Origin of the sequence: Bradyrhizobium sp. USDA 336 (assembly GCF_044908355.1) — a bacterium.
Classification (GTDB): Bacteria; Pseudomonadota; Alphaproteobacteria; order Rhizobiales; family Xanthobacteraceae; genus Bradyrhizobium; species Bradyrhizobium yuanmingense.
Map to the genome: position 1 here is coordinate 5551818 of NZ_JBIYDC010000002.1, position 17977 is coordinate 5569794.

Consider the following 17977-nt stretch of genomic DNA (forward strand, 5'->3'; position numbering starts at 1 on the left):
GCTCAGCGTCCGCGCGGCGCGTCAGCGTCCGCCGGACACATCGAGAATGGCTGAGGTGACGTAGGAGGCCTCGTCCGAGATCAGCCAGACGATGGCATTGGCGATTTCGTCGGCGGTGCCGACGCGCTTCATCGGCACCAGATGGGCCAGGCGATGGGCGCGGTCGGGCTCGCCGCCGGCCGCGTGGATGTCGGTGTCGATCAGGCCGGGACGGATCGCGGCGACGCGGATGCCCTCGCCCGCGACCTCATGGCCGAGGCCGACGGTGAAGGAATCGACCGCACCCTTGGACGCGGCGTAGTCGACATAGGTGTTGGGCGAGCCGAGCCGCGCAGCGACGGACGACAGGTTGACGATGACGCCGCCCGTGCCGCCGTGCTTGGTCGACATCCGCTTCACCGCCTCGCGCGCGCAGAGGATGGAGCCGGTGACGTTCACCGCCATCACGCGCTGGATGCGCTCGGCCGACATCTCGTCGACGCGCACGCCGCTCTTGCCGACGATGCCGCCATTGTTGACGAGCGCCCCAAGCGTGCCGAACTTGTCGGCTTCCTTGAACAGATTGAGGATGTCACTTTCCTCGGCGACATCGCATTTCACCGCGATGGCCTTGCCGTTGCTGGCCGCGATCTGCGCGACCACCTCGTCGGCGGCCTGTTTGTTGCTGGCATAGCCGACCACGACGCGGAAGCCGCGCGCGGCCGCCGCAAGCGCGGTCGCCCGCCCGATGCCGCGGCTGCCGCCGGTGATGACAACGACTTTATCCGTCACGCGCGCCTCCATGGTTCGACACGCGCCGTCGCATCAGTTGCGACGGCGCTCGCAAAGCATCAGCGATCAGAGATCGAGCACCAGGCGCGCCGGATCTTCCAGGCTCTCCTTGACGCGGACCAGGAAGGTGACGGCTTCCTTGCCGTCGATGACGCGGTGATCGTAGGACAGCGCCAGATACATCATCGGGCGGACCTCGATCTTGCCGCCGACGACCATCGGCCGCTCCTGGATCTTGTGCATGCCGAGGATGCCGGACTGCGGCGCGTTCAGGATCGGGGTCGACATCAGCGAGCCGTAGATGCCGCCATTGGTGATGGTGAAGGTGCCGCCCTGCATCTCGTCGATCTTGAGCTGGCCGTCACGGGCGCGGCGGCCGAAATCGGCGATGCTCTTCTCGATGTCGGAGATCGACTTGTGGTCGCAGTCGCGCACCACAGGCACGACCAGGCCCTTGTCGGTGCCGACGGCAACGCCGATGTGGTAGTAGTTCTTGTAGATCAGGTCGCTGCCGTCGATCTCGGCGTTGACGGCCGGGATGTCCTTCAGCGCCTGCACGACGGCCTTGGTGAAGAAGCCCATGAAGCCGAGCTTGGCGCCGTGCTTCTTCTCGAACGCGTCCTTGTAGTGCGCGCGCAGCGCCATGACGTTGGTCATGTCGACCTCGTTGAAGGTCGTGAGCATGGCCGCGGTGTTCTGCACGTCCTTGAGCCGGCGCGCGATGGTCTGGCGCAGCCGGGTCATCTTGACGCGCTCTTCGCGGGCGGCGTCATCGGCCGGCGACGGCGCGCGGACCTGCACGGCAGCGGCGGGCTGGTTGACCGGCGTCGGCGCCGACGCGGCGCGCTCGATCGCGGCCAGCATGTCGCCCTTGGTGACGCGGCCGTCCTTGCCGGAGCCCGGCACGGTCGAGGCGTCGATGCCGGTCTCGGCCGACAGTTTGCGCACGGACGGCGCGAGCGGCGCATCGGCCGGCGGCGCCTTCGCGGCAGCGGGAGCCGGCGCCGGAGCAGCGGTAGCAGCGGCAGGCGCAGCAGCCTTGACCGGCGCGGCAGCGGGCTTGGCTGCGCCGGCACCTTCGGTGATCTGACCGAGCAGCGCGCCCACGGCAACGGTCGCACCATCAGCAGCGATGATCTCGCTCAGCGTGCCGGCGGTCGGCGCGGGGACTTCGATGGTGACCTTGTCGGTCTCGAGCTCCACCAGGGGCTCGTCGACGGCGACGGGGTCGCCGGCCTTCTTGAACCAGCGGCCGATGGTGGCCTCGGTGACGGATTCGCCGAGCGTCGGCACACGAATTTCAGTCATGGTCTCTTCCTTAATCGTTTTTGGCCGTCATCGTCGGCGCAGGCGGACGATCCAGTACACCGTGACGATCATGGATCAAACGGACGCCGCGGCGTACTGGATGCCCCGCCTTCGCGGGGCATGACAATTGGAATTTCGGTCAGCTCAGTGCTTCGTCCAGGAACGCCTTCAGCTGAGCCTGATGCTTGGACATCAGACCCGTGGCGGTCGCGGCGGAAGCGGCGCGGCCGACATAACGCGGACGCCGGCTCGCGCCGTTCACCTGGTTCAGCACCCATTCCAGATAGGGCTCGATGAAGTGCCAGGCACCCATGTTGCGGGGCTCTTCCTGGCACCACACCATCTCGGCCTTCTTGAAGCGCGACAGCTCGGCCACCAGCGCCTTCAGCGGCACCGGATAGAGCTGCTCGACTCGCATCAGGTAGATGTCGTCGATGCCGCGCTTCTCGCGCTCCTCGTAGAGGTCGTAATAGACCTTGCCGGAGCACAGCACGATGCGACGGATCTTCTCGTCGGGGACGAGCTTGATCGCCTCGTTTGGCAGCATCTGGGCGTCATCGTAGAGGATGCGGTGGAAGGTCGTGCCCTTCGCGAGCTCGTCGAGGCGCGACACCGCCCGCTTGTGACGCAGCAGCGACTTCGGCGTCATCATGATCAGCGGCTTGCGGATCTCGCGATGCAGCTGCCGGCGCAGCACGTGGAAATAGTTCGCCGGCGTGGTCGGGTAGACCACCTGCATGTTGTCTTCCGCGCACATCTGCAAGTAACGCTCGAGGCGCGCCGAGGAGTGCTCCGGCCCCTGGCCCTCATAGCCGTGCGGTAACAGGCAGACCAGACCGGACATGCGCAGCCATTTGCGCTCGCCCGACGAGATGAACTGGTCGAACACGACCTGCGCGCCGTTGGCGAAGTCGCCGAACTGGGCTTCCCACAGCGTCAGCGTGTTCGGCTCGGCGAGCGAATAGCCGTATTCGAAACCGAGCACGGCCTCTTCCGACAGCAGCGAGTTGATGACCTCGTAATGGCCCTGCTCGTGGCCGAGATGGTTGAACGGCGTGTAGCGGCTCTCGTCCTCCTGATCGATCAGGACCGAATGGCGCTGCGAGAAGGTGCCGCGTTCCGAATCCTGTCCGGACAGGCGGACGTGGTGGTTTTCGTTGAGCAGCGAGCAGAACGCCAGCGCCTCGCCGGTCGCCCAGTCGATGCCGTTGCCGCTCTCGATCGCCTTGGCGCGGTTATCGAGAAAGCGCTGAATGGTGCGGTGAACGCGGAAACCGTCCGGCACCTTGGTGATCTTGCGGCCGATGTCCTTCAGCGTAGCGATGTCGACGCCGGTGACGCCGCGCCGCGCATCCTCTTCCTGGTCGGCGATCTTGAAGCCCGCCCACTTGCCGTCGAGCCAGTCGGCCTTGTTCGGCTTGTAGGAGGTGCCGGCCTCGAACTCGGCATCGAGCCGAGCGCGCCAGTCCGCCTTCAGCTTGTCGACCTCGCCCTCGGTGACGACGCCTTCCGCGATCAGGCGCTTGGAGTAAAGCGTCAGCGTCGAGGGATGGGCGGCGATCCGCTTGTACATCACAGGCTGGGTGAAGGCCGGCTCATCGCCCTCATTGTGGCCGTAGCGGCGGTAGCACCACATGTCGATGACGACGGGCTTGTGGAACTTCTGCCGGAATTCGGTCGCGACCTTGGCCGCGAACACGACGGCTTCCGGATCGTCGCCGTTGACGTGGAAGATCGGCGCATCGATCATCTTCGCCACATCCGACGGATAGGGCGAGGAGCGCGAGTAGCGCGGATAGGTGGTGAAGCCGATCTGGTTGTTGACGATGAAGTGCACGGAGCCGCCGGTGCGGTAGCCCTTCAGGTCGGACAGGCCGAAGCATTCAGCAACCACGCCCTGGCCGGCGAACGCGGCGTCGCCGTGCATCAGGAGCGGCATCACGGAGATGCGCATGTCCGGGGGATCGCCGTGCTGGTCCTGCTTGGCGCGGACCTTGCCGAGCACGACGGGATCGACGATCTCGAGATGCGAGGGGTTGGCGGTCAGCGACAGGTGGATGCGGTTGCCGTCGAACTCGCGGTCCGAGGAGGCGCCGAGGTGATACTTGACGTCGCCGGAGCCTTCGACCGCGTCGGGATTGGCCGAGCCGCCCTTGAACTCGTGGAACAGCGCGCGATGCGCCTTGCCCATCACCTGGGTCAGCACGTTGAGGCGGCCGCGATGCGGCATGCCCAGCACGATCTCCTTCACACCGAGATTGCCGCCGCGCTTGATGATCTGCTCAAGCGCGGGAATCAGGGATTCGCCGCCGTCGAGGCCGAAGCGCTTGGTGCCGGTGAACTTGGTGTCGCAGAACTTCTCGAAGCCTTCGGCCTCGATCAGCTTCTGCAGGATGGCCCTGCGGCCCTCGCGCGTGAACGAGATTTCCTTATCGGGTCCCTCGATGCGCTCCTGGATCCAAGCCTTCTGCGCGGCGTTGCTGATATGCATGAACTCGACGCCGAGCGTCTGGCAGTAGGTGCGCTCGCAGATCGCGGTGATCTCGCGCAGCGTGCCGTATTCGAGGCCGAGCACGTGATCGAGGAAGATCTTGCGATCGAAATCGGCCTCGCTGAAGCCGTAGGTGCGGGGATCGAGCTCTTCGCGGTTGCGCTGGGCTTCGATGCCGAGCGGATCGAGCTTGGCGTGGAAGTGGCCGCGCATGCGGTAGGAGCGGATCAGCATCAGGGCGCGGACGGAATCGCGCGTGGCCTGAAGCAGGTCGGCGGAGGAGATGTCGGCCCCCTTGGCCTGCGCCTTGGCGGCGATCTTGGCGCCGACGGCCTTCTCGACCTCGGCCCAGTTGCCGTCGAGGGCGGAGGTCAGGTCGTCCTTCGGGGTCAGCGGCCAGTTGTCGCGCTCCCAGGACGGGCCTTCCGCGTTCTTGCTGATGTCAGCCGGCGCGTCGTTCAGGCTCTTGAAGAACTCCTGCCACTCGGCATCGACCGAGGACGGGTCCTTCTGGTAGCGGGCGTAGATTTCGTCGATGTAGGTGGCATTGGTGCCCTGCAAAAAGGATGACAGGGCAAAGGCTGCGTTCGCGTCCTGGCGAGACATACTTGAGTTCCTGGCGATTTCGGTTCGCGCATAACAAACGGCGCTGGCGCCGAGCTCCCCCGACAGGGCTCGACGCGACAGGCACCCTTTACCCTATTTGCTGCGAAACTTCGCCCGGAAAAGCACGAAGGAGTGAATTAGCCTTTCAACTTTTCGGCAAGCGTGTGGCCGAGGCGGGCGGGCGACGGGGACACTGTAATCCCTGCGGATTTCATCGCCTCGGTCTTGGAACCGGCGTCGCCTTTTCCGCCGGAGATGATGGCGCCGGCATGGCCCATGCGGCGGCCGGGAGGCGCGGTAACGCCGGCGATAAAGCCGACCATCGGCTTCTTGCGGCCACGCTTGGCCTCGTCCTTGAGGAACTGGGCGGCGTCCTCCTCGGCGGAACCGCCGATCTCGCCGATCATGATGATCGATTCGGTCTTAGGGTCGGCGAGCAGCATCTCCAGCACGTCGATGAACTCGGTGCCCTTGACCGGGTCGCCACCGATGCCGACCGCGGTGGTCTGGCCGAGGCCTTCCTGGGAGGTCTGGAACACGGCTTCATAGGTCAGCGTGCCCGAGCGGGAGACGATGCCGACCGACCCGGTCTTGAAGATGTTGGCGGGCATGATGCCGATCTTGCATTCGCCCGCGGTCATGACGCCCGGGCAGTTCGGCCCGATCAGGCGCGACTTGGAGCCGAGCAGCGAGCGCTTGACGCGAACCATGTCGATCACAGGAATGCCCTCGGTGATGCAGACGATCAGCGGGACCTCGGCGTCGATGGCTTCGCAGATCGCGTCGGCTGCGCCCGGCGGCGGCACGTAGATCACCGACGCGTCGGCGCCGGTCTTCTCACGTGCCTCGCGCACGGTGTCGAACACCGGCAGGCCCAGATGCGTCGAGCCGCCTTTGCCCGGCGAGGTGCCGCCGACCATCTTGGTGCCGTAGGCGATCGCGGCCTCGGAGTGGAACGTGCCGTTCTTGCCGGTGAAGCCCTGGCAGATGACCTTGGTGTTCTTGTCGATCAGGATGGACATGAGGTCTGCTTTCGCGAAACTAACAGAGTGAGTGGGTCAGTGGATGCGGCGGTAGACGCCGGTGAGGACGTCGGACCAGCCTTCCGCGTCCGGCGAGAATTGAATCTTCAACGAGTAGGAATCCTCATTGATGATCTCGTAGACGTGGCGCGCATTGCCGCGGAGCGAGCCGCGCACCAGCGTCAGGGTCTTGCCGGCCCACCCGCCCGAGGCGGGCGATGGCGGCGTGTAGCCGAGCGAGTCGTACCAGAACAATTTGTAGGTCCGGTCGTCGCGGTCGAAGGTGAAGATGCCGTGGGTGGCGAAGACCTGCTTGCCGTCCCGCATTTGGACCGAGTCCTGGATCAGATAGAACCCGTTGAGATCCATGCGCGCGACGGTGCGCGAGGTGGCCGACCCGCCCGCCGTCCAGCGCGACGGGAAGACCATCTCCTCACCATCCCATTCGCCGGCGAACGCGGCGAGGCGCGCATGCTCGGGGAGTGGAGATGATGCGGCGAGATGGTCCTGGGCCATGGCGCTAGCCTCCCTTGACGGCCTTCACGATCTTCTGCGCAGCGTCGTCGAGATTGTCGGCCGGCACCACGTTCAGCCCGGATTCACGGATGATCTTCTTGCCGAGCTCGACGTTGGTGCCTTCGAGGCGGACCACCAGCGGCACGCTGAGGCCGACCTCGCGAACCGCAGCCGTGACGCCCTCGGCGATCACGTCGCACTTCATGATGCCGCCGAAGATGTTGACCAGGATGCCCTTCACGTTGGGATCGGCGGTGATGATCTTGAACGCGGCCGCGACCTTCTCCTTGCTGGCGCTGCCGCCGACGTCGAGGAAGTTCGCCGGCGCCATGCCGTAGAGCTTGATGATGTCCATCGTCGCCATGGCGAGACCGGCGCCGTTGACCATGCAGCCGATATTGCCGTCGAGCGTGACGTAGTTGAGATCGTATTTCGACGCCTCGATTTCCTTGGCGTCTTCCTCGGTCAGATCGCGCAACGACACCGCGATCTCGGGATGGCGGAACAGGGCGTTGTCGTCGAAGGACACCTTGGCGTCGAGCACGCGGAGCTCGCCCTGCTTGGTCACGACCAGCGGATTGATCTCCAGCATCGACATGTCCTTGGCGACGAAGGCCGCGTAGAGCTGCGCGGTGAGCTTCTCGGCCTGCTTGGCGAGGTCGCCGGACAGATTCAGCGCCTTCGCGACCGTGCGGCCGTGATGGCCCATGATGCCGGTCGCCGGATCGACCGAGAAGGTCACGATCTTCTCCGGCGTGTTGTGCGCGACGTCCTCGATGTTGACGCCGCCTTCGGTCGACACCACGAAGGAGACGCGCGAGGTCTCGCGGTCGACCAGGATCGAGAGGTAGAATTCCTTGTCGATGTCGGAGCCGTCCTCGATGTAAAGGCGGTTGACCTGCTTGCCGGCCGGGCCGGTCTGCACGGTGACCAGCGTCGCGCCCAGCATCTGCTTGGCGAATTCGTTGACCTCTTCCACCGACTTGGCGATGCGGACGCCGCCTTTGTCGCCGGCGGATGCCTCCTTGAACTTGCCCTTGCCGCGCCCGCCGGCATGGATCTGGCTCTTCACCACCCAGACCGGGCCGGGAAGCTGTCTTGCGGCGGCGTCGGAGTCCGAGGCCTTGAGTACCGCTACGCCGCGCGAAATCGGAACGCCGAATTCATGCAGCAGCGCTTTGGCCTGATATTCATGGATATTCATATGGTCGCTCCCTGAACCCGCGGGCGGTGACCTCATGGGCCCACCTCAGTCTTGTGGCTGGCATACCATATACCACAGGAACTGCAACCCGGATTCTTTGACAATCGAGATCTGCCGAGACCGGAACCCCACCCCGGTCAGCCGGGGTCCGGAAGTGAAACCGCCGAAGACCGGGTTTCGATCTTCGGCGGGTATTGCTTTGCCTTAGCGGCCGAGAAGATCGGGTGCGATCTTCTTGCAGGCATCGACCAAGCCCTGCACGGCACCGACCGACTTGTCAAACGCCTCGCGGTCCTTGCCGGCGAGTTCGATCTCGACCACGCGCTCGACGCCCTTGGCGCCGATCACGACGGGCACGCCGACATACATGTCCTTCACGCTGTACTCGCCGTTGAGATAGGCGGCGCAGGGCAGCACGCGCTTCTTGTCCTTCAGATAGCTCTCGGCCATCGCGATCGCGGAGGCGGCAGGGGCGTAGAAGGCCGAGCCGGTCTTGAGCAGGTTGACGATCTCGGCGCCGCCGTTCCGGGTGCGGTCGACGATCTCGTCGAGGCGCGCCTGTGAGGTCCAGCCCATCTTGACGAGGTCGGGCAGCGGGATGCCGGCGACGGTGGAGTACTTCACCAGCGGCACCATGGTGTCGCCGTGGCCGCCGAGCACGAAGGCGGTGACGTCCTCGACCGAGACGTTGAACTCGTCGGCGAGGAAGTAGCGGAAGCGGGCCGAATCCAGCACGCCGGCCATGCCGACGACCTTCTTGTGCGGCAGGCCCGAAGCCTTCTGCAGCGCCCAGACCATGGCATCGAGCGGGTTGGTGATGCAGATGACGAAGGCGTCGGGGGCGTACTTCTTGATGCCGGCGCCGACCTGCTCCATGACCTTGAGGTTGATGGAGAGGAGGTCGTCGCGGCTCATGCCGGGCTTGCGCGGCACGCCGGCGGTGACGATGCAGACCTTGGCGTTGTCGAGCGCCTCATAGGAGTTCGCGCCGGTGTAGTGGGCGTCGAAGCCGTCGACCGGCGAGGACTGCGCGATGTCGAGCGCCTTGCCCTGCGGCACGCCCTCGGCGATGTCGAACATCACGACGTCGCCCAGTTCTTTCAGGCCGATGAGGTGAGCCAGCGTTCCGCCGATCTGGCCGGAGCCAATCAAAGCAATCTTGTCGCGCGCCATGTGAACCTGTCCTTTAGACACGTAAGGAGGGGAAACTGAGACGGGTGGTTATCCCTTTCGCCTCCCCCGTTCAAGTCGCCCAATGCCCAATTGTCGGGCTTGCCGAGATAGCAGCCAGCATACCCCGGCCGTCATTCCGGGGCGCGCGAAGCGCGAGCCCGGAATCCGTAACCACCATCCGGAGTATGGATTCCAGGCTCGTCGCTTTGCGACGCCCCGGAATGACGGCGGGGATAGGACTTAAGTCTCGACCAAGCCCTTGGTCGAGCCGCTGGCGGTGGAATCCTTGCGGCCGTGAGGCAGCGCCAGATAGGATTCCGAGCTCATTTCGATCAGGCGCGAGGCGGTCCGGTTGAACTCCATGGCCTCGGTGCCATCGGTCGCGAGGTAGAGCGAGATCGGGTTGGCGTCGGCCGAGGCCATCAGCTTCACGGCGTTGTCATAGAGCGTATCGATCAGGGTGATGAAGCGCTTGGCCGCGTTGCGCTGGGGGAGGTCCATCACTGGAATATGGTCGACCAGGAGGGTGTGATAGTCGTGCGCCAGCCTGAGGTAGTCGGATGCACCGAGCGGCTGCTCGCAGAGGTCGGCGAAGGAGAACCGCGCCACGCCATGGGCCGAGCACGGCACGTGCAGAATGCGGCCCTTGATCGAAATGTCGCGCGAGCGACATTTGGCGCCGCCCGTCATCCGCTTCCAGGCGCGATCGAGCGCGGCATCCGCATCGCCATCGGCCGGTGTCAGCCACATTGGCACGCCCTGCAGCTTCTCCAGGCGGAAGTCGGTGCGCGCATCGAGCCGCGCGACGTCCATGTGGTCGGTGATCTGCTTGATGAAGGGCAGAAACAGCGAGCGGTTGAGACCGCCCTTGTAGAGATCGTCGGGCGCGACGTTGGAGGTCGCGACCACGACGGTGCCGTGCTCGAACAGTTTTGCGAACAGGCGGCCCAGGATCATCGCGTCCGCGATGTCGGTGACGTGGAATTCGTCGAAGCAGAGCAGCCAGCTCTCCTCGAAGATGGCATTGGCCGTTAGAGCGATGACGTCGCTGTCGGCGATCTCGCCGCGCGCGATGCTCTGGCGATAATCGTAGATTCGCTCGTGCACGTCCGCCATGAACTCGTGGAAATGCGCGCGGCGCTTGTGCTCGACCGATGAGTGCTGGAAGAACAGGTCCATCAGCATGGTCTTGCCGCGGCCGACCTCGCCATGGATGTAGAGCCCGCGCGGCGCCTCGTCCTTGTCGCCAGAGCCGAACAGCCGGCTGAGCAGGCCTTGCTTGCGGGCGGGCTTGTAGGTCGAAAGCCGCAGGTCCAGCGCCGCATAGGCCTCGGCAACCTCGGCCTGCGCGGCATCCGGCTCGATCGCGCCGGACGCGATCTCGGCTTGGTAGGCCTCGCGGAATGAGGGATTTGGGGTGGAGAGCATGGCTCTTTACCGCCAGAGACGGACGGAAATTGCAACTGCGTTTTGGCGCAACGGGCGTATGCGGCCTGTCCCTCGCGCTCGCGATGCCGGTTCTCCCAACGAACTGTTCTTGCGCTCCTAGGCGGCTAGAATATACCTATTAAGGAACCAAGGAACTCGAAATGGCGCTTAGCATCAAGGACCCCGAAACGGAGCAATTGGCGCGAAGCCTGGCGCAACTGACCGGGGAGAACATTACCACAGCAACCCGGCGCGCCATTGAGGAGCGATTGCGTCGCCTTGGCGGTCAGAAAAACAAAGACGTGTTGCTCGAAGATCTGGCCGAGATCAGACGACGTTGGAGCGAAATGCGAGTTCTGGACGACCGCACACCGGAGGAAATTCTCGGATATGACGAGCACGGATTGCCACGCTGATGGTGATCGATGCGTCGGCGATCGTGGCAATCGCGCTCAACGAAGACGACGCAGCGGATATCGAGCGACTGATCGTGGATGATCCGATCCGCCTGATCTCAGCGGCAACGGTGCTTGAAGCAACGATGGTGATCGAGACACGATTAGGTGATGCGGGCGGGCGCGAGCTTGATCTCTGGCTCGTCAAGATCGGCGCCGAGATCGTGGCAGTCGATGCCGGACAAGCCGATGCAGCACGGCGCGCCTGGCGACGTTATGGAAAGGGGCGACACGCCGCGTCGCTCAACTACGGGGATTGCTTTTCCTACGCGCTGGCCTTGACCCGCAACGAGCCACTGCTGTTCAAAGGCGCGGACTTTGCGAAGACCGACGTGAGCCGGCCAGGCGCGACGCCGCCGCCATAGCGCCCCGAAGTGAAAACCTACTCACACAGCTCGTAGGCGTCCTCGACCACATACGGGCCGCCGCCCGTCGATGCGCGCGAGGAGAACAGCACGAAACGTTCGGCCATGAACGCCTTGCTCGGGAAATAGCCGCGCAGCGAGAGATAGTCGGCGACGTCGCGATCGGAGGCGTCGTGCAGCCTCGCCAGCGTGACGTGCGGAATGAACTTGCGTCCCTCCGGGTCGAGGCCGATCCGCTGCATCATGCGCTCGAGCTCGGCCTGCAGCTCCATGAGGGGCTTGCTCGGCACGATGGTGGCGACCACTGCGCGCGGCTTGCGGCCACCGAAGCTGGTGAGCCCCTGCACCTTCACCTCGAACGGCTTGCGGTCGACGCGAAACAGCATCGAAGCGATCTCGTTGGCGGAAGCGCCGTCGATGTCGCCGATGAAGCGCAGGGTGACGTGATAATTTTCGGGATCGATCCAGCGGGCGCCGGGGAGGCCACCCCTCAAGTTGGAAAGCGACTGGCCGATTTCGGCCGGAATTTCCAGACCCGTGAACAAACGCGGCATCGTTTCGCACTCCCGATGCTTGGGTACGGTGCTCGAACAGCGAGAACCATATCCAAATTAGAGCCGGCGACGAATCACCGGTACCCCGATTCCTATCGCAGTTGTGTGACTCTGCGAAGCACACCGCGCCTCACCCCGGTAAAACCCTGGGAATTAGGGTTTGCGTTGCCTGGTTTTCAACGCCGTTGCTCAGCGATCGTGCCAATGAATGCCTCCACCATGGGCATGACCCTGCCGACGATGATGTCGACGCCTTCAGCGGTGGGATGAATGCCGTCGGGCTGATTGAGCTTGGCATCGGCCGCGACGCCCTCGAGGAAGAACGGATAGAGCGGCACGTCGAATGTCTTCGCCAGATCCGGATAAATCGAATTGAAGCGCGCGGCGTATTCGGCGCCGTAATTCGGCGGCGCCAGCATGCCGCAGAGCATGACTGCAATCTTTCGCGCCTTGAGCCGCTGGACGATGTCGGTCAGCGCGGCGCGCGCCACGTCGGGATCGATGCCGCGCAGCGCGTCATTGGCGCCGAGCTCGACGATGACACCGTCAGTTCCATCGGGCACCGACCAGTCGAGCCGGTCGCGGCCGCCCGAGGTGGTGTCGCCGGACACCCCGGCATTGGTCATGTCGACCTCTATGCCTTTGGCCCGCAAGGCTTTTTGAAGCTTTTGGGGGAACGCCTCCTGGGCCGGAAGGCCAAGGCCCGCGCTCAGGGAATCGCCGAGGACGACGAGCTTGACCGGTTTTGTCGCACCCGCCCAAGCGGGGTTGGCCATCGTCATGACGGCAAGCATCAACACGGCTATGTGCATGAACAATCCGTAACGCCCCTCGACCCCGCGTGCGGACTTGCCATATGACCGGACCATGGACACTCGCATCGACCCCTCTTCGCTCGCCGCTACCGCGGACACCATCGCCATCTCCAACGTCAACCTCTCATTGGGCACGGGCGCGGCACGCGTTCACATCCTCAAGGATATCAGCCTGCGGGTCGGCCGGAGCGAGACGATCGGACTGATCGGCCCGTCAGGCTCGGGCAAATCCACGCTACTGATGGTGATGGCGGGGCTGGAACGTCCTGATAGCGGAGAGGTGGTGGTGAATGGCACGCCTTTCAATGCCCTCGACGAGGACGCGCTGGCGCGCTTCCGCGGCCGCCAGGTCGGCATCGTCTTCCAGTCCTTCCACCTGATCCCGACCATGACGGCGCTGGAGAACGTCGCAGTGCCGCTCGAGCTCGCCGGCAACCCCGATGCCGCCAAGCGCGCGGCAGAGGAGCTGCAATCGGTCGGGCTCGGTGACCGCCTGCATCATTATCCGACGCAGCTCTCCGGCGGCGAGCAGCAGCGCGTCGCGCTCGCCCGCGCGCTGGCGCCGGATCCCGCGATCCTGGTCGCCGACGAGCCGACCGGCAATCTCGACGAGACCACCGGTAAGCAGATCGTCGATCTCCTGTTCAGCAAGCATGCCGAGCGCGGCATGACCTTGGTGCTGGTGACGCACGATTCCTCGCTCGCGCATCGCTGCGATCGCGTCATCCGCCTGCGCTCCGGGCGCATCGACACGCAGTCTGCGCCCGCATGAGCGCCGTGGCCGGATCGTTCGCGAAGCCGAACGCCGTTGCGCTGTCGCTGCGCTACGCCTTGCGCGAATTGCGCGGCGGCCTGCGCGGCTTCTACGTCTTCATCGCCTGCATCGCGCTCGGCGTGATGGCGATTGCCGGCGTCGGCTCGGTGTCGGCGAGCCTGAGCGACGGTCTCGCACGCGAGGGCCGCACGCTGCTCGGCGGCGACGTCTCCTTCGTGCTGTTCCAGCGCGAGGCCAAGCCGGAAGAGGTCGCGTTCCTGCGTTCGCGCGGCACGCTGTCGGCGGCTGCGACCTTGCGCGGCATGGCGCGTTCGGCTGACGGCAAGCTGGCGCTGGTCGAGATGAAGGCGGTCGACAACACCTATCCGATGCTCGGCAAGTTGAAGCTTGCGCCGCAGCTGGAGATGTCCGATCTGCTCGCGGAACGCGACGGCGCGTTCGGCGCCGCCGCCGATCCGACGCTGCTGGCGCGGCTTTCTCTCAAGACCGGCGACCGCGTCACGATCGGGTCCGCAACGTTCCAGATCCGCTCCACCGTCGAGGCCGAGCCGGACAAGCTCGCCGGCGGCATCGGCTTCGGGCCCCGCTTTCTGATCAGCGAGGCGGCCTTGCGCGCCACCGGCCTGATCCAGCCCGGCAGCCTGGTGCGTTGGGTCTACCGGGTCAAGCTGCCGGAGGCCGCGAACAACGAGCGCGCCACCGAAGCCTTCATCGCGGATGCGCGCAGCGCCGCGCCGCAGGCCGGCTGGGAGATCCGCAGCCGCTCCAATGCCTCGCCGCAGCTCGAGCGCAACATCAACCGCTTCACGCAGTTCCTGACCCTAGTCGGCCTTGCCGCGCTGCTGGTCGGCGGCGTCGGCGTCGCCAATGCCGTCAAGAGTCACATCGACCGCAAGCTCGAGGTGATCGCTGCCTTCAAGGCCGTCGGCGCCACCGGCCGGGACGTGTTCGGCATCTATCTGGCGCAAGTGGTCCTGCTGGCCGCGATCGGGTCCGTGATCGGCCTGGCGCTCGGCGCCGCGATGCCGTTTGCGATCGTTGGCCTGTTCGGCAAGCTGTTGCCGCTGCCGGTGGTGCCGGCCGTGCACACCGACGAGCTCGCGCTGTCCTTCCTCTACGGCCTCCTCACCGCGCTCGCCTTCGGCCTGTGGCCGCTCGCGCGCGTGCACGACGTGCCGGTGGCCGCGCTGTTCCGCGACACCATCAGCTCCGAATGGCACCGGCCACGCGCGAGCTATCTCGTGTTCATGGCCGTCGTGATCGCACTCCTCATCGCGGTCGTGATCGGCCTGTCGTTCGACAGGCGCATCGCCGCGGTGTTCGTGGCCTCCTCAGTGGTCGTGTTCGCCTTGCTGCGCGGCATCGCCGCCCTGCTGATGACGATCGCGCGACGGCTGCCACGGACGCGGCTGCCGATGCTGCGGCTTGCGATCGCCAACATCCACCGGCCGGGCGCGCTGACGCCGTCCGTCGTGCTGTCGCTGGGACTCGGGCTCGCCGTGCTCGTCACCATCACCCAGATCGACGGCAATCTGCGCCGGCAGTTCCTGGCGGCGCTCCCCGACCAGGCGCCATCGTTCTTCTTCATCGACATTCCGAGCGCGCAGGCCGAGCAGTTCGATGGCTATCTGCGCCAGATCGCCCCCGGCGCCAGGATCGACGACGTGCCGATGCTGCGCGGACGCATCGTCGCCGCGCGCGGGGTGCGCGCCGAGGAGCTCAAGCCGACCACGGATTCCGAATGGGTGCTGCAGAGCGATCGCGGCCTGACCTACACCGCCGAGCTGCCGAAGGGCTCCAAGGTGGTCGAGGGCGAATGGTGGCGCGCTGATTATTCCGGCCCGCCGCTGGTCTCGTTGGAGAAGAAGATCGCCGACGGGCTCGGCCTCAAGCTCGGCGACGAGGTGGTGGTCAACGTGCTCGGCCGCGACATCCCGGCCAAGATCAGCAATCTGCGCACGATCGACTGGCAGGGTCTCGGCATCAATTTCGTCCTGGTGTTCTCGCCCAACGCCTTCAAGGGCGCGCCGCACACCCATATCGCGACGCTGACGGAAGCGGGCGGAAAGGCGGGCGACGGCAAGATCATCAAGGAGGTCGCCGACGCCTATCCGATGGTGACGAGCGTGCGCGTGCGCGAGGTGATGGAGACGGTCGGCTCCGTGGTGACCAATCTGGCCCTGGCGATCCGCGGCGCCAGCGCCGTGACGCTGATCTCGGCGATCCTGGTGCTGGGCGGGGCGCTCGCCGCCGGCCACCGCCACCGGGTCTATGACGCGGTGATCCTCAAGACCCTGGGCGCGACGCGGCTGCGGCTGCTCGGCGCCTATGCCCTCGAATACCTCCTGATCGGCCTTGCCACCGCGGTGTTCGGGGTGATCGCGGGCAGCATCGCGGCCTGGCTGATCGTGACGCGGCTGATGACGCTGAGCTTCGTCTGGCAGGCCGGCAGCGCCGCCGGCGTGGTCGCCGCCGCGCTGGTCGTGACCGTCGGGCTCGGGCTTGCCGGCACGCTGCTGGCATTGAACAAAAAGCCCGCGACGGTGTTGCGAAATTTGTGACAAAATGTAGCGGCGGATCGAGCTGCCCGGAATCGGCCCGGTTTCCGCGATTAACCACGCTACCCCCGTCAGCTTCGCGTCAGGATTGACGCCGAGGGCGACATTCAGCCGCGCGTGGAAGGTTGCGGCGAATGTGTTAGTTTCCCACATATCGGATGGGTTCGGAGTCCCGATTGTGAGCCAAAATTAAATCGGCTGGCAGCGGTCTCCGAGATAGAATTTGACGAACCGGCGGCATGGCGACCCTCGTGCCGGACCGGACCAACCAACGGGAATTCGACCATGTCGGACCTAGACCGTAACTACGCTTCTCCTTTCGGCAGGGCCGCCGGGCGTGTTGACGCCGCGACGGTCGATGCCGGCCTGCGCGCCTATATGCTGCGCATCTACAACTACATGAGCATTGGCCTGGCCATCACCGGCCTTGCCGCGCTCGGCGTCTACATGGCCGCCGTGACCGACGTTCCGACGGCGGACGCCGTTCGCGTCGGCAAGGTGTTCCTGACGCCGTTCGGCTACGCCATGTTCGTCAGCCCCCTGAAGTGGCTGTTCATCCTGGCGCCGCTCGCGATGGTGTTCGTGATCTCGGCGGGCATCAACCGTCTGGCCCCCTCGACCGCCCAGATCCTGTTCTGGGTGTTCGCGGCGCTGATGGGCATCTCGCTGTCGTCGATCTTCCTGGTGTTCACGCACACCTCGATCGTGCGGGTGTTCTTCATCACCGCGGCGACCTTCGGTGCGCTGAGCCTCTACGGCTACACCACCAAGCGTGACCTGACCGGCATGGGCTCGTTCCTGTTCATGGGCCTGATCGGCATCGTTCTCGCCAGCCTGGTGAACCTGTTCCTGGCCAGCTCGATGCTGCAGTTCATCGTGTCGGTGGTCGGCGTGCTGGTGTTCTCGGGCCTGACCGCCTGGGATACCCAGCGGCTGAAGAACGACTACATCTACGGCTATGCCTCGGCCGGCGGTGAAGTCGCAGAGCGTTCGGCCATCACCGGCGCACTGTCGCTGTACCTGAACTTCATCAACCTGTTCACGCTGCTGCTGCAGCTCCTCGGCCAGCGCGAGTAAGCTCTGAGACGAGAGAACGGACACGAACCCCGGCCGAAAGGCCGGGGTTTTCGTTTGGGGGTACGGGCTCTCCTCGTCATTGCGAGGAGCTCGCGACAAAATTGCGCAGCAATTTTGCGCTGATGCGACGAAGCAATCCAGAGTCCCTCCGCGGATGCATTTCTGGATTGCTTCGCTGCGCTCGCAATGACGCTGCGGAGGCGGCGGAACCCCTTCCAGCAGTCGGACGAAGGCTCTATCCTTCCCCCATGTCCGCACCCGATATCAGGCCCACCACCGAGGCCGACCTCCCCGCCATCACCGCCATCTACCAGCAGGCCGTCCGCGAGGGCACGGCGACGTTCGAGCTGGAGCCGCCCGACCTCTCGGAAATGACGCGCCGCTATCGCGCGCTGATCGACGGCGGCTATCCCTATTTTGTCGCCATGCTGGACGGGCGCGTGGCCGGCTATGCCTATGCCGGCGCCTACCGGCCGCGGCCGGCCTATCGCTTCACGGTGGAGAACTCGATCTATCTCGATCCGTCCTTCCACCGCCGCGGCGTCGGGTCAATGCTGCTGGAACGGCTGATCGCCGAATGCGAGGCGCGCGGCTTCCGTCAGATGATCGCTGTCATCGGCGATTCCGCCAATACCGGATCGATCGGCGTGCACACGAGGTGCGGCTTCAAGATGATCGGCACGCATCCCAGTGTCGGGCTGAAATTCGGCCGCTGGCTGGACACCGTGATGATGCAACGCGACCTCGGCGAGGGCGCAAGCACGGTGCCGACAAAGTAGACGTCGTAGGGTGGGCAAAGCGAAGCGTGCCCACCGTTCGCCGCACTAGAGAAAGCGCGTGGGCACGGCGCTACGCGCCT

16 protein-coding genes are annotated in these 17977 nt (G+C 65.2%); 6 read left to right on the top strand and 10 right to left on the bottom strand.

Annotated features, from left to right (window positions below; translation table 11 throughout):
* Positions 1 to 21: 21 nt before the first annotated feature.
* The 8 genes from ABIA45_RS27030 to zapE form a co-directional block, all read right to left on the bottom strand.
* Positions 22 to 783, bottom strand: coding sequence for an SDR family oxidoreductase (locus tag ABIA45_RS27030; RefSeq protein WP_128265196.1), 762 nt, complete (start codon positions 781 to 783; stop codon positions 22 to 24).
* A gap of 54 nt (positions 784 to 837) precedes the next feature.
* Positions 838 to 2079, bottom strand: a complete 1242-nt coding sequence (odhB, locus tag ABIA45_RS27035) for a 2-oxoglutarate dehydrogenase complex dihydrolipoyllysine-residue succinyltransferase (protein ID WP_404654433.1) — start codon at positions 2077 to 2079, stop codon at positions 838 to 840.
* 139 nt (positions 2080 to 2218) lie between these two features.
* Positions 2219 to 5176 (bottom strand): 2-oxoglutarate dehydrogenase E1 component, encoded by a 2958-nt coding sequence (locus ABIA45_RS27040; RefSeq protein WP_275512090.1) that lies wholly within the window; start codon positions 5174 to 5176, stop codon positions 2219 to 2221.
* A gap of 137 nt (positions 5177 to 5313) precedes the next feature.
* Positions 5314 to 6198 carry a succinate--CoA ligase subunit alpha gene (gene sucD, locus ABIA45_RS27045; protein ID WP_036008780.1) on the bottom strand — a complete coding sequence of 295 codons (885 nt, stop codon included), beginning with the start codon at positions 6196 to 6198 and terminating at the stop codon, positions 5314 to 5316.
* 36 nt (positions 6199 to 6234) lie between these two features.
* Positions 6235 to 6714 (bottom strand): DUF1579 family protein, encoded by a 480-nt coding sequence (locus ABIA45_RS27050; RefSeq protein ID WP_404654434.1) that lies wholly within the window; start codon positions 6712 to 6714, stop codon positions 6235 to 6237.
* Between the two features lie 4 nt (positions 6715 to 6718).
* The gene (gene sucC, locus ABIA45_RS27055; RefSeq protein ID WP_036008785.1) at positions 6719 to 7918 is read right to left on the bottom strand and encodes an ADP-forming succinate--CoA ligase subunit beta; all 1200 of its coding nucleotides are present in this window, start codon (positions 7916 to 7918) and stop codon (positions 6719 to 6721) included.
* Positions 7919 to 8122: 204 nt separating this feature from the next.
* Positions 8123 to 9091, bottom strand: coding sequence for a malate dehydrogenase (gene mdh / locus ABIA45_RS27060; protein ID WP_025032846.1), 969 nt, complete (start codon positions 9089 to 9091; stop codon positions 8123 to 8125).
* Between the two features lie 240 nt (positions 9092 to 9331).
* Entirely contained in the window at positions 9332 to 10519 is a 1188-nt protein-coding gene (zapE, locus tag ABIA45_RS27065) for a cell division protein ZapE (protein ID WP_404654435.1), read from the bottom strand.
* A 161-nt stretch (positions 10520 to 10680) separates the two neighbouring features.
* On the opposite strand from zapE, the gene ABIA45_RS27070 reads away from it, so the two are divergent.
* Complete coding sequence (locus tag ABIA45_RS27070; RefSeq protein ID WP_157286488.1) at positions 10681 to 10935, top strand: type II toxin-antitoxin system VapB family antitoxin; 255 nt, start codon at positions 10681 to 10683, stop codon at positions 10933 to 10935.
* Positions 10935 to 11339, top strand: coding sequence for a type II toxin-antitoxin system VapC family toxin (locus ABIA45_RS27075; protein ID WP_404654436.1), 405 nt, complete (start codon positions 10935 to 10937; stop codon positions 11337 to 11339). The genes ABIA45_RS27070 and ABIA45_RS27075 overlap by 1 nt, the downstream gene beginning before the upstream one ends.
* A 17-nt stretch (positions 11340 to 11356) precedes the next feature.
* Here the strand turns inward: ABIA45_RS27075 and thpR are convergent, their stop codons facing one another.
* Together thpR and ABIA45_RS27085 are read right to left on the bottom strand one after the other, a co-directional pair.
* Complete coding sequence (gene thpR, locus ABIA45_RS27080; RefSeq protein WP_122400402.1) at positions 11357 to 11893, bottom strand: RNA 2',3'-cyclic phosphodiesterase; 537 nt, start codon at positions 11891 to 11893, stop codon at positions 11357 to 11359.
* A 176-nt stretch (positions 11894 to 12069) separates the two neighbouring features.
* Entirely contained in the window at positions 12070 to 12705 is a 636-nt protein-coding gene (locus tag ABIA45_RS27085; RefSeq protein ID WP_404655762.1) for an arylesterase, read from the bottom strand.
* Positions 12706 to 12760: 55 nt separating this feature from the next.
* Here ABIA45_RS27085 and ABIA45_RS27090 point away from each other — a divergent pair, with 55 nt between their 5' ends.
* The 4 genes from ABIA45_RS27090 (at position 12761) to ABIA45_RS27105 (ending at position 17897) form a co-directional block, all read left to right on the top strand.
* The gene (locus tag ABIA45_RS27090; RefSeq protein ID WP_036024603.1) at positions 12761 to 13480 is read left to right on the top strand and encodes an ABC transporter ATP-binding protein; all 720 of its coding nucleotides are present in this window, start codon (positions 12761 to 12763) and stop codon (positions 13478 to 13480) included.
* Entirely contained in the window at positions 13477 to 16044 is a 2568-nt protein-coding gene (locus ABIA45_RS27095) for an ABC transporter permease (protein WP_404654437.1), read from the top strand. Before ABIA45_RS27090 ends, ABIA45_RS27095 begins: the two co-directional genes overlap by 4 nt.
* 282 nt (positions 16045 to 16326) lie before the next feature.
* Entirely contained in the window at positions 16327 to 17118 is a 792-nt protein-coding gene (locus ABIA45_RS27100; protein WP_128265191.1) for a Bax inhibitor-1/YccA family protein, read from the top strand.
* 248 nt (positions 17119 to 17366) lie between these two features.
* Positions 17367 to 17897, top strand: a complete 531-nt coding sequence (locus ABIA45_RS27105) for a GNAT family N-acetyltransferase (protein ID WP_404654438.1) — start codon at positions 17367 to 17369, stop codon at positions 17895 to 17897.
* Positions 17898 to 17977 lie beyond the last annotated feature (80 nt).

Coding starts and splice junctions, on each gene's coding strand:
- ABIA45_RS27030 (WP_128265196.1), bottom strand. CDS start 783: ATGGAGGCGCGCGTGACGGATAAAGTCGTTGTCATCACCGGCGGCAGC.
- odhB (WP_404654433.1), bottom strand. CDS start 2,079: ATGACTGAAATTCGTGTGCCGACGCTCGGCGAATCCGTCACCGAGGCC.
- ABIA45_RS27040 (WP_275512090.1), bottom strand. CDS start 5,176: ATGTCTCGCCAGGACGCGAACGCAGCCTTTGCCCTGTCATCCTTTTTG.
- sucD (WP_036008780.1), bottom strand. CDS start 6,198: ATGTCCATCCTGATCGACAAGAACACCAAGGTCATCTGCCAGGGCTTC.
- ABIA45_RS27050 (WP_404654434.1), bottom strand. CDS start 6,714: ATGGCCCAGGACCATCTCGCCGCATCATCTCCACTCCCCGAGCATGCG.
- sucC (WP_036008785.1), bottom strand. CDS start 7,918: ATGAATATCCATGAATATCAGGCCAAAGCGCTGCTGCATGAATTCGGC.
- mdh (WP_025032846.1), bottom strand. CDS start 9,091: ATGGCGCGCGACAAGATTGCTTTGATTGGCTCCGGCCAGATCGGCGGA.
- zapE (WP_404654435.1), bottom strand. CDS start 10,519: ATGCTCTCCACCCCAAATCCCTCATTCCGCGAGGCCTACCAAGCCGAG.
- ABIA45_RS27070 (WP_157286488.1), top strand. CDS start 10,681: ATGGCGCTTAGCATCAAGGACCCCGAAACGGAGCAATTGGCGCGAAGC.
- ABIA45_RS27075 (WP_404654436.1), top strand. CDS start 10,935: ATGGTGATCGATGCGTCGGCGATCGTGGCAATCGCGCTCAACGAAGAC.
- thpR (WP_122400402.1), bottom strand. CDS start 11,893: ATGCCGCGTTTGTTCACGGGTCTGGAAATTCCGGCCGAAATCGGCCAG.
- ABIA45_RS27085 (WP_404655762.1), bottom strand. CDS start 12,705: ATGCACATAGCCGTGTTGATGCTTGCCGTCATGACGATGGCCAACCCC.
- ABIA45_RS27090 (WP_036024603.1), top strand. CDS start 12,761: ATGGACACTCGCATCGACCCCTCTTCGCTCGCCGCTACCGCGGACACC.
- ABIA45_RS27095 (WP_404654437.1), top strand. CDS start 13,477: ATGAGCGCCGTGGCCGGATCGTTCGCGAAGCCGAACGCCGTTGCGCTG.
- ABIA45_RS27100 (WP_128265191.1), top strand. CDS start 16,327: ATGTCGGACCTAGACCGTAACTACGCTTCTCCTTTCGGCAGGGCCGCC.
- ABIA45_RS27105 (WP_404654438.1), top strand. CDS start 17,367: ATGTCCGCACCCGATATCAGGCCCACCACCGAGGCCGACCTCCCCGCC.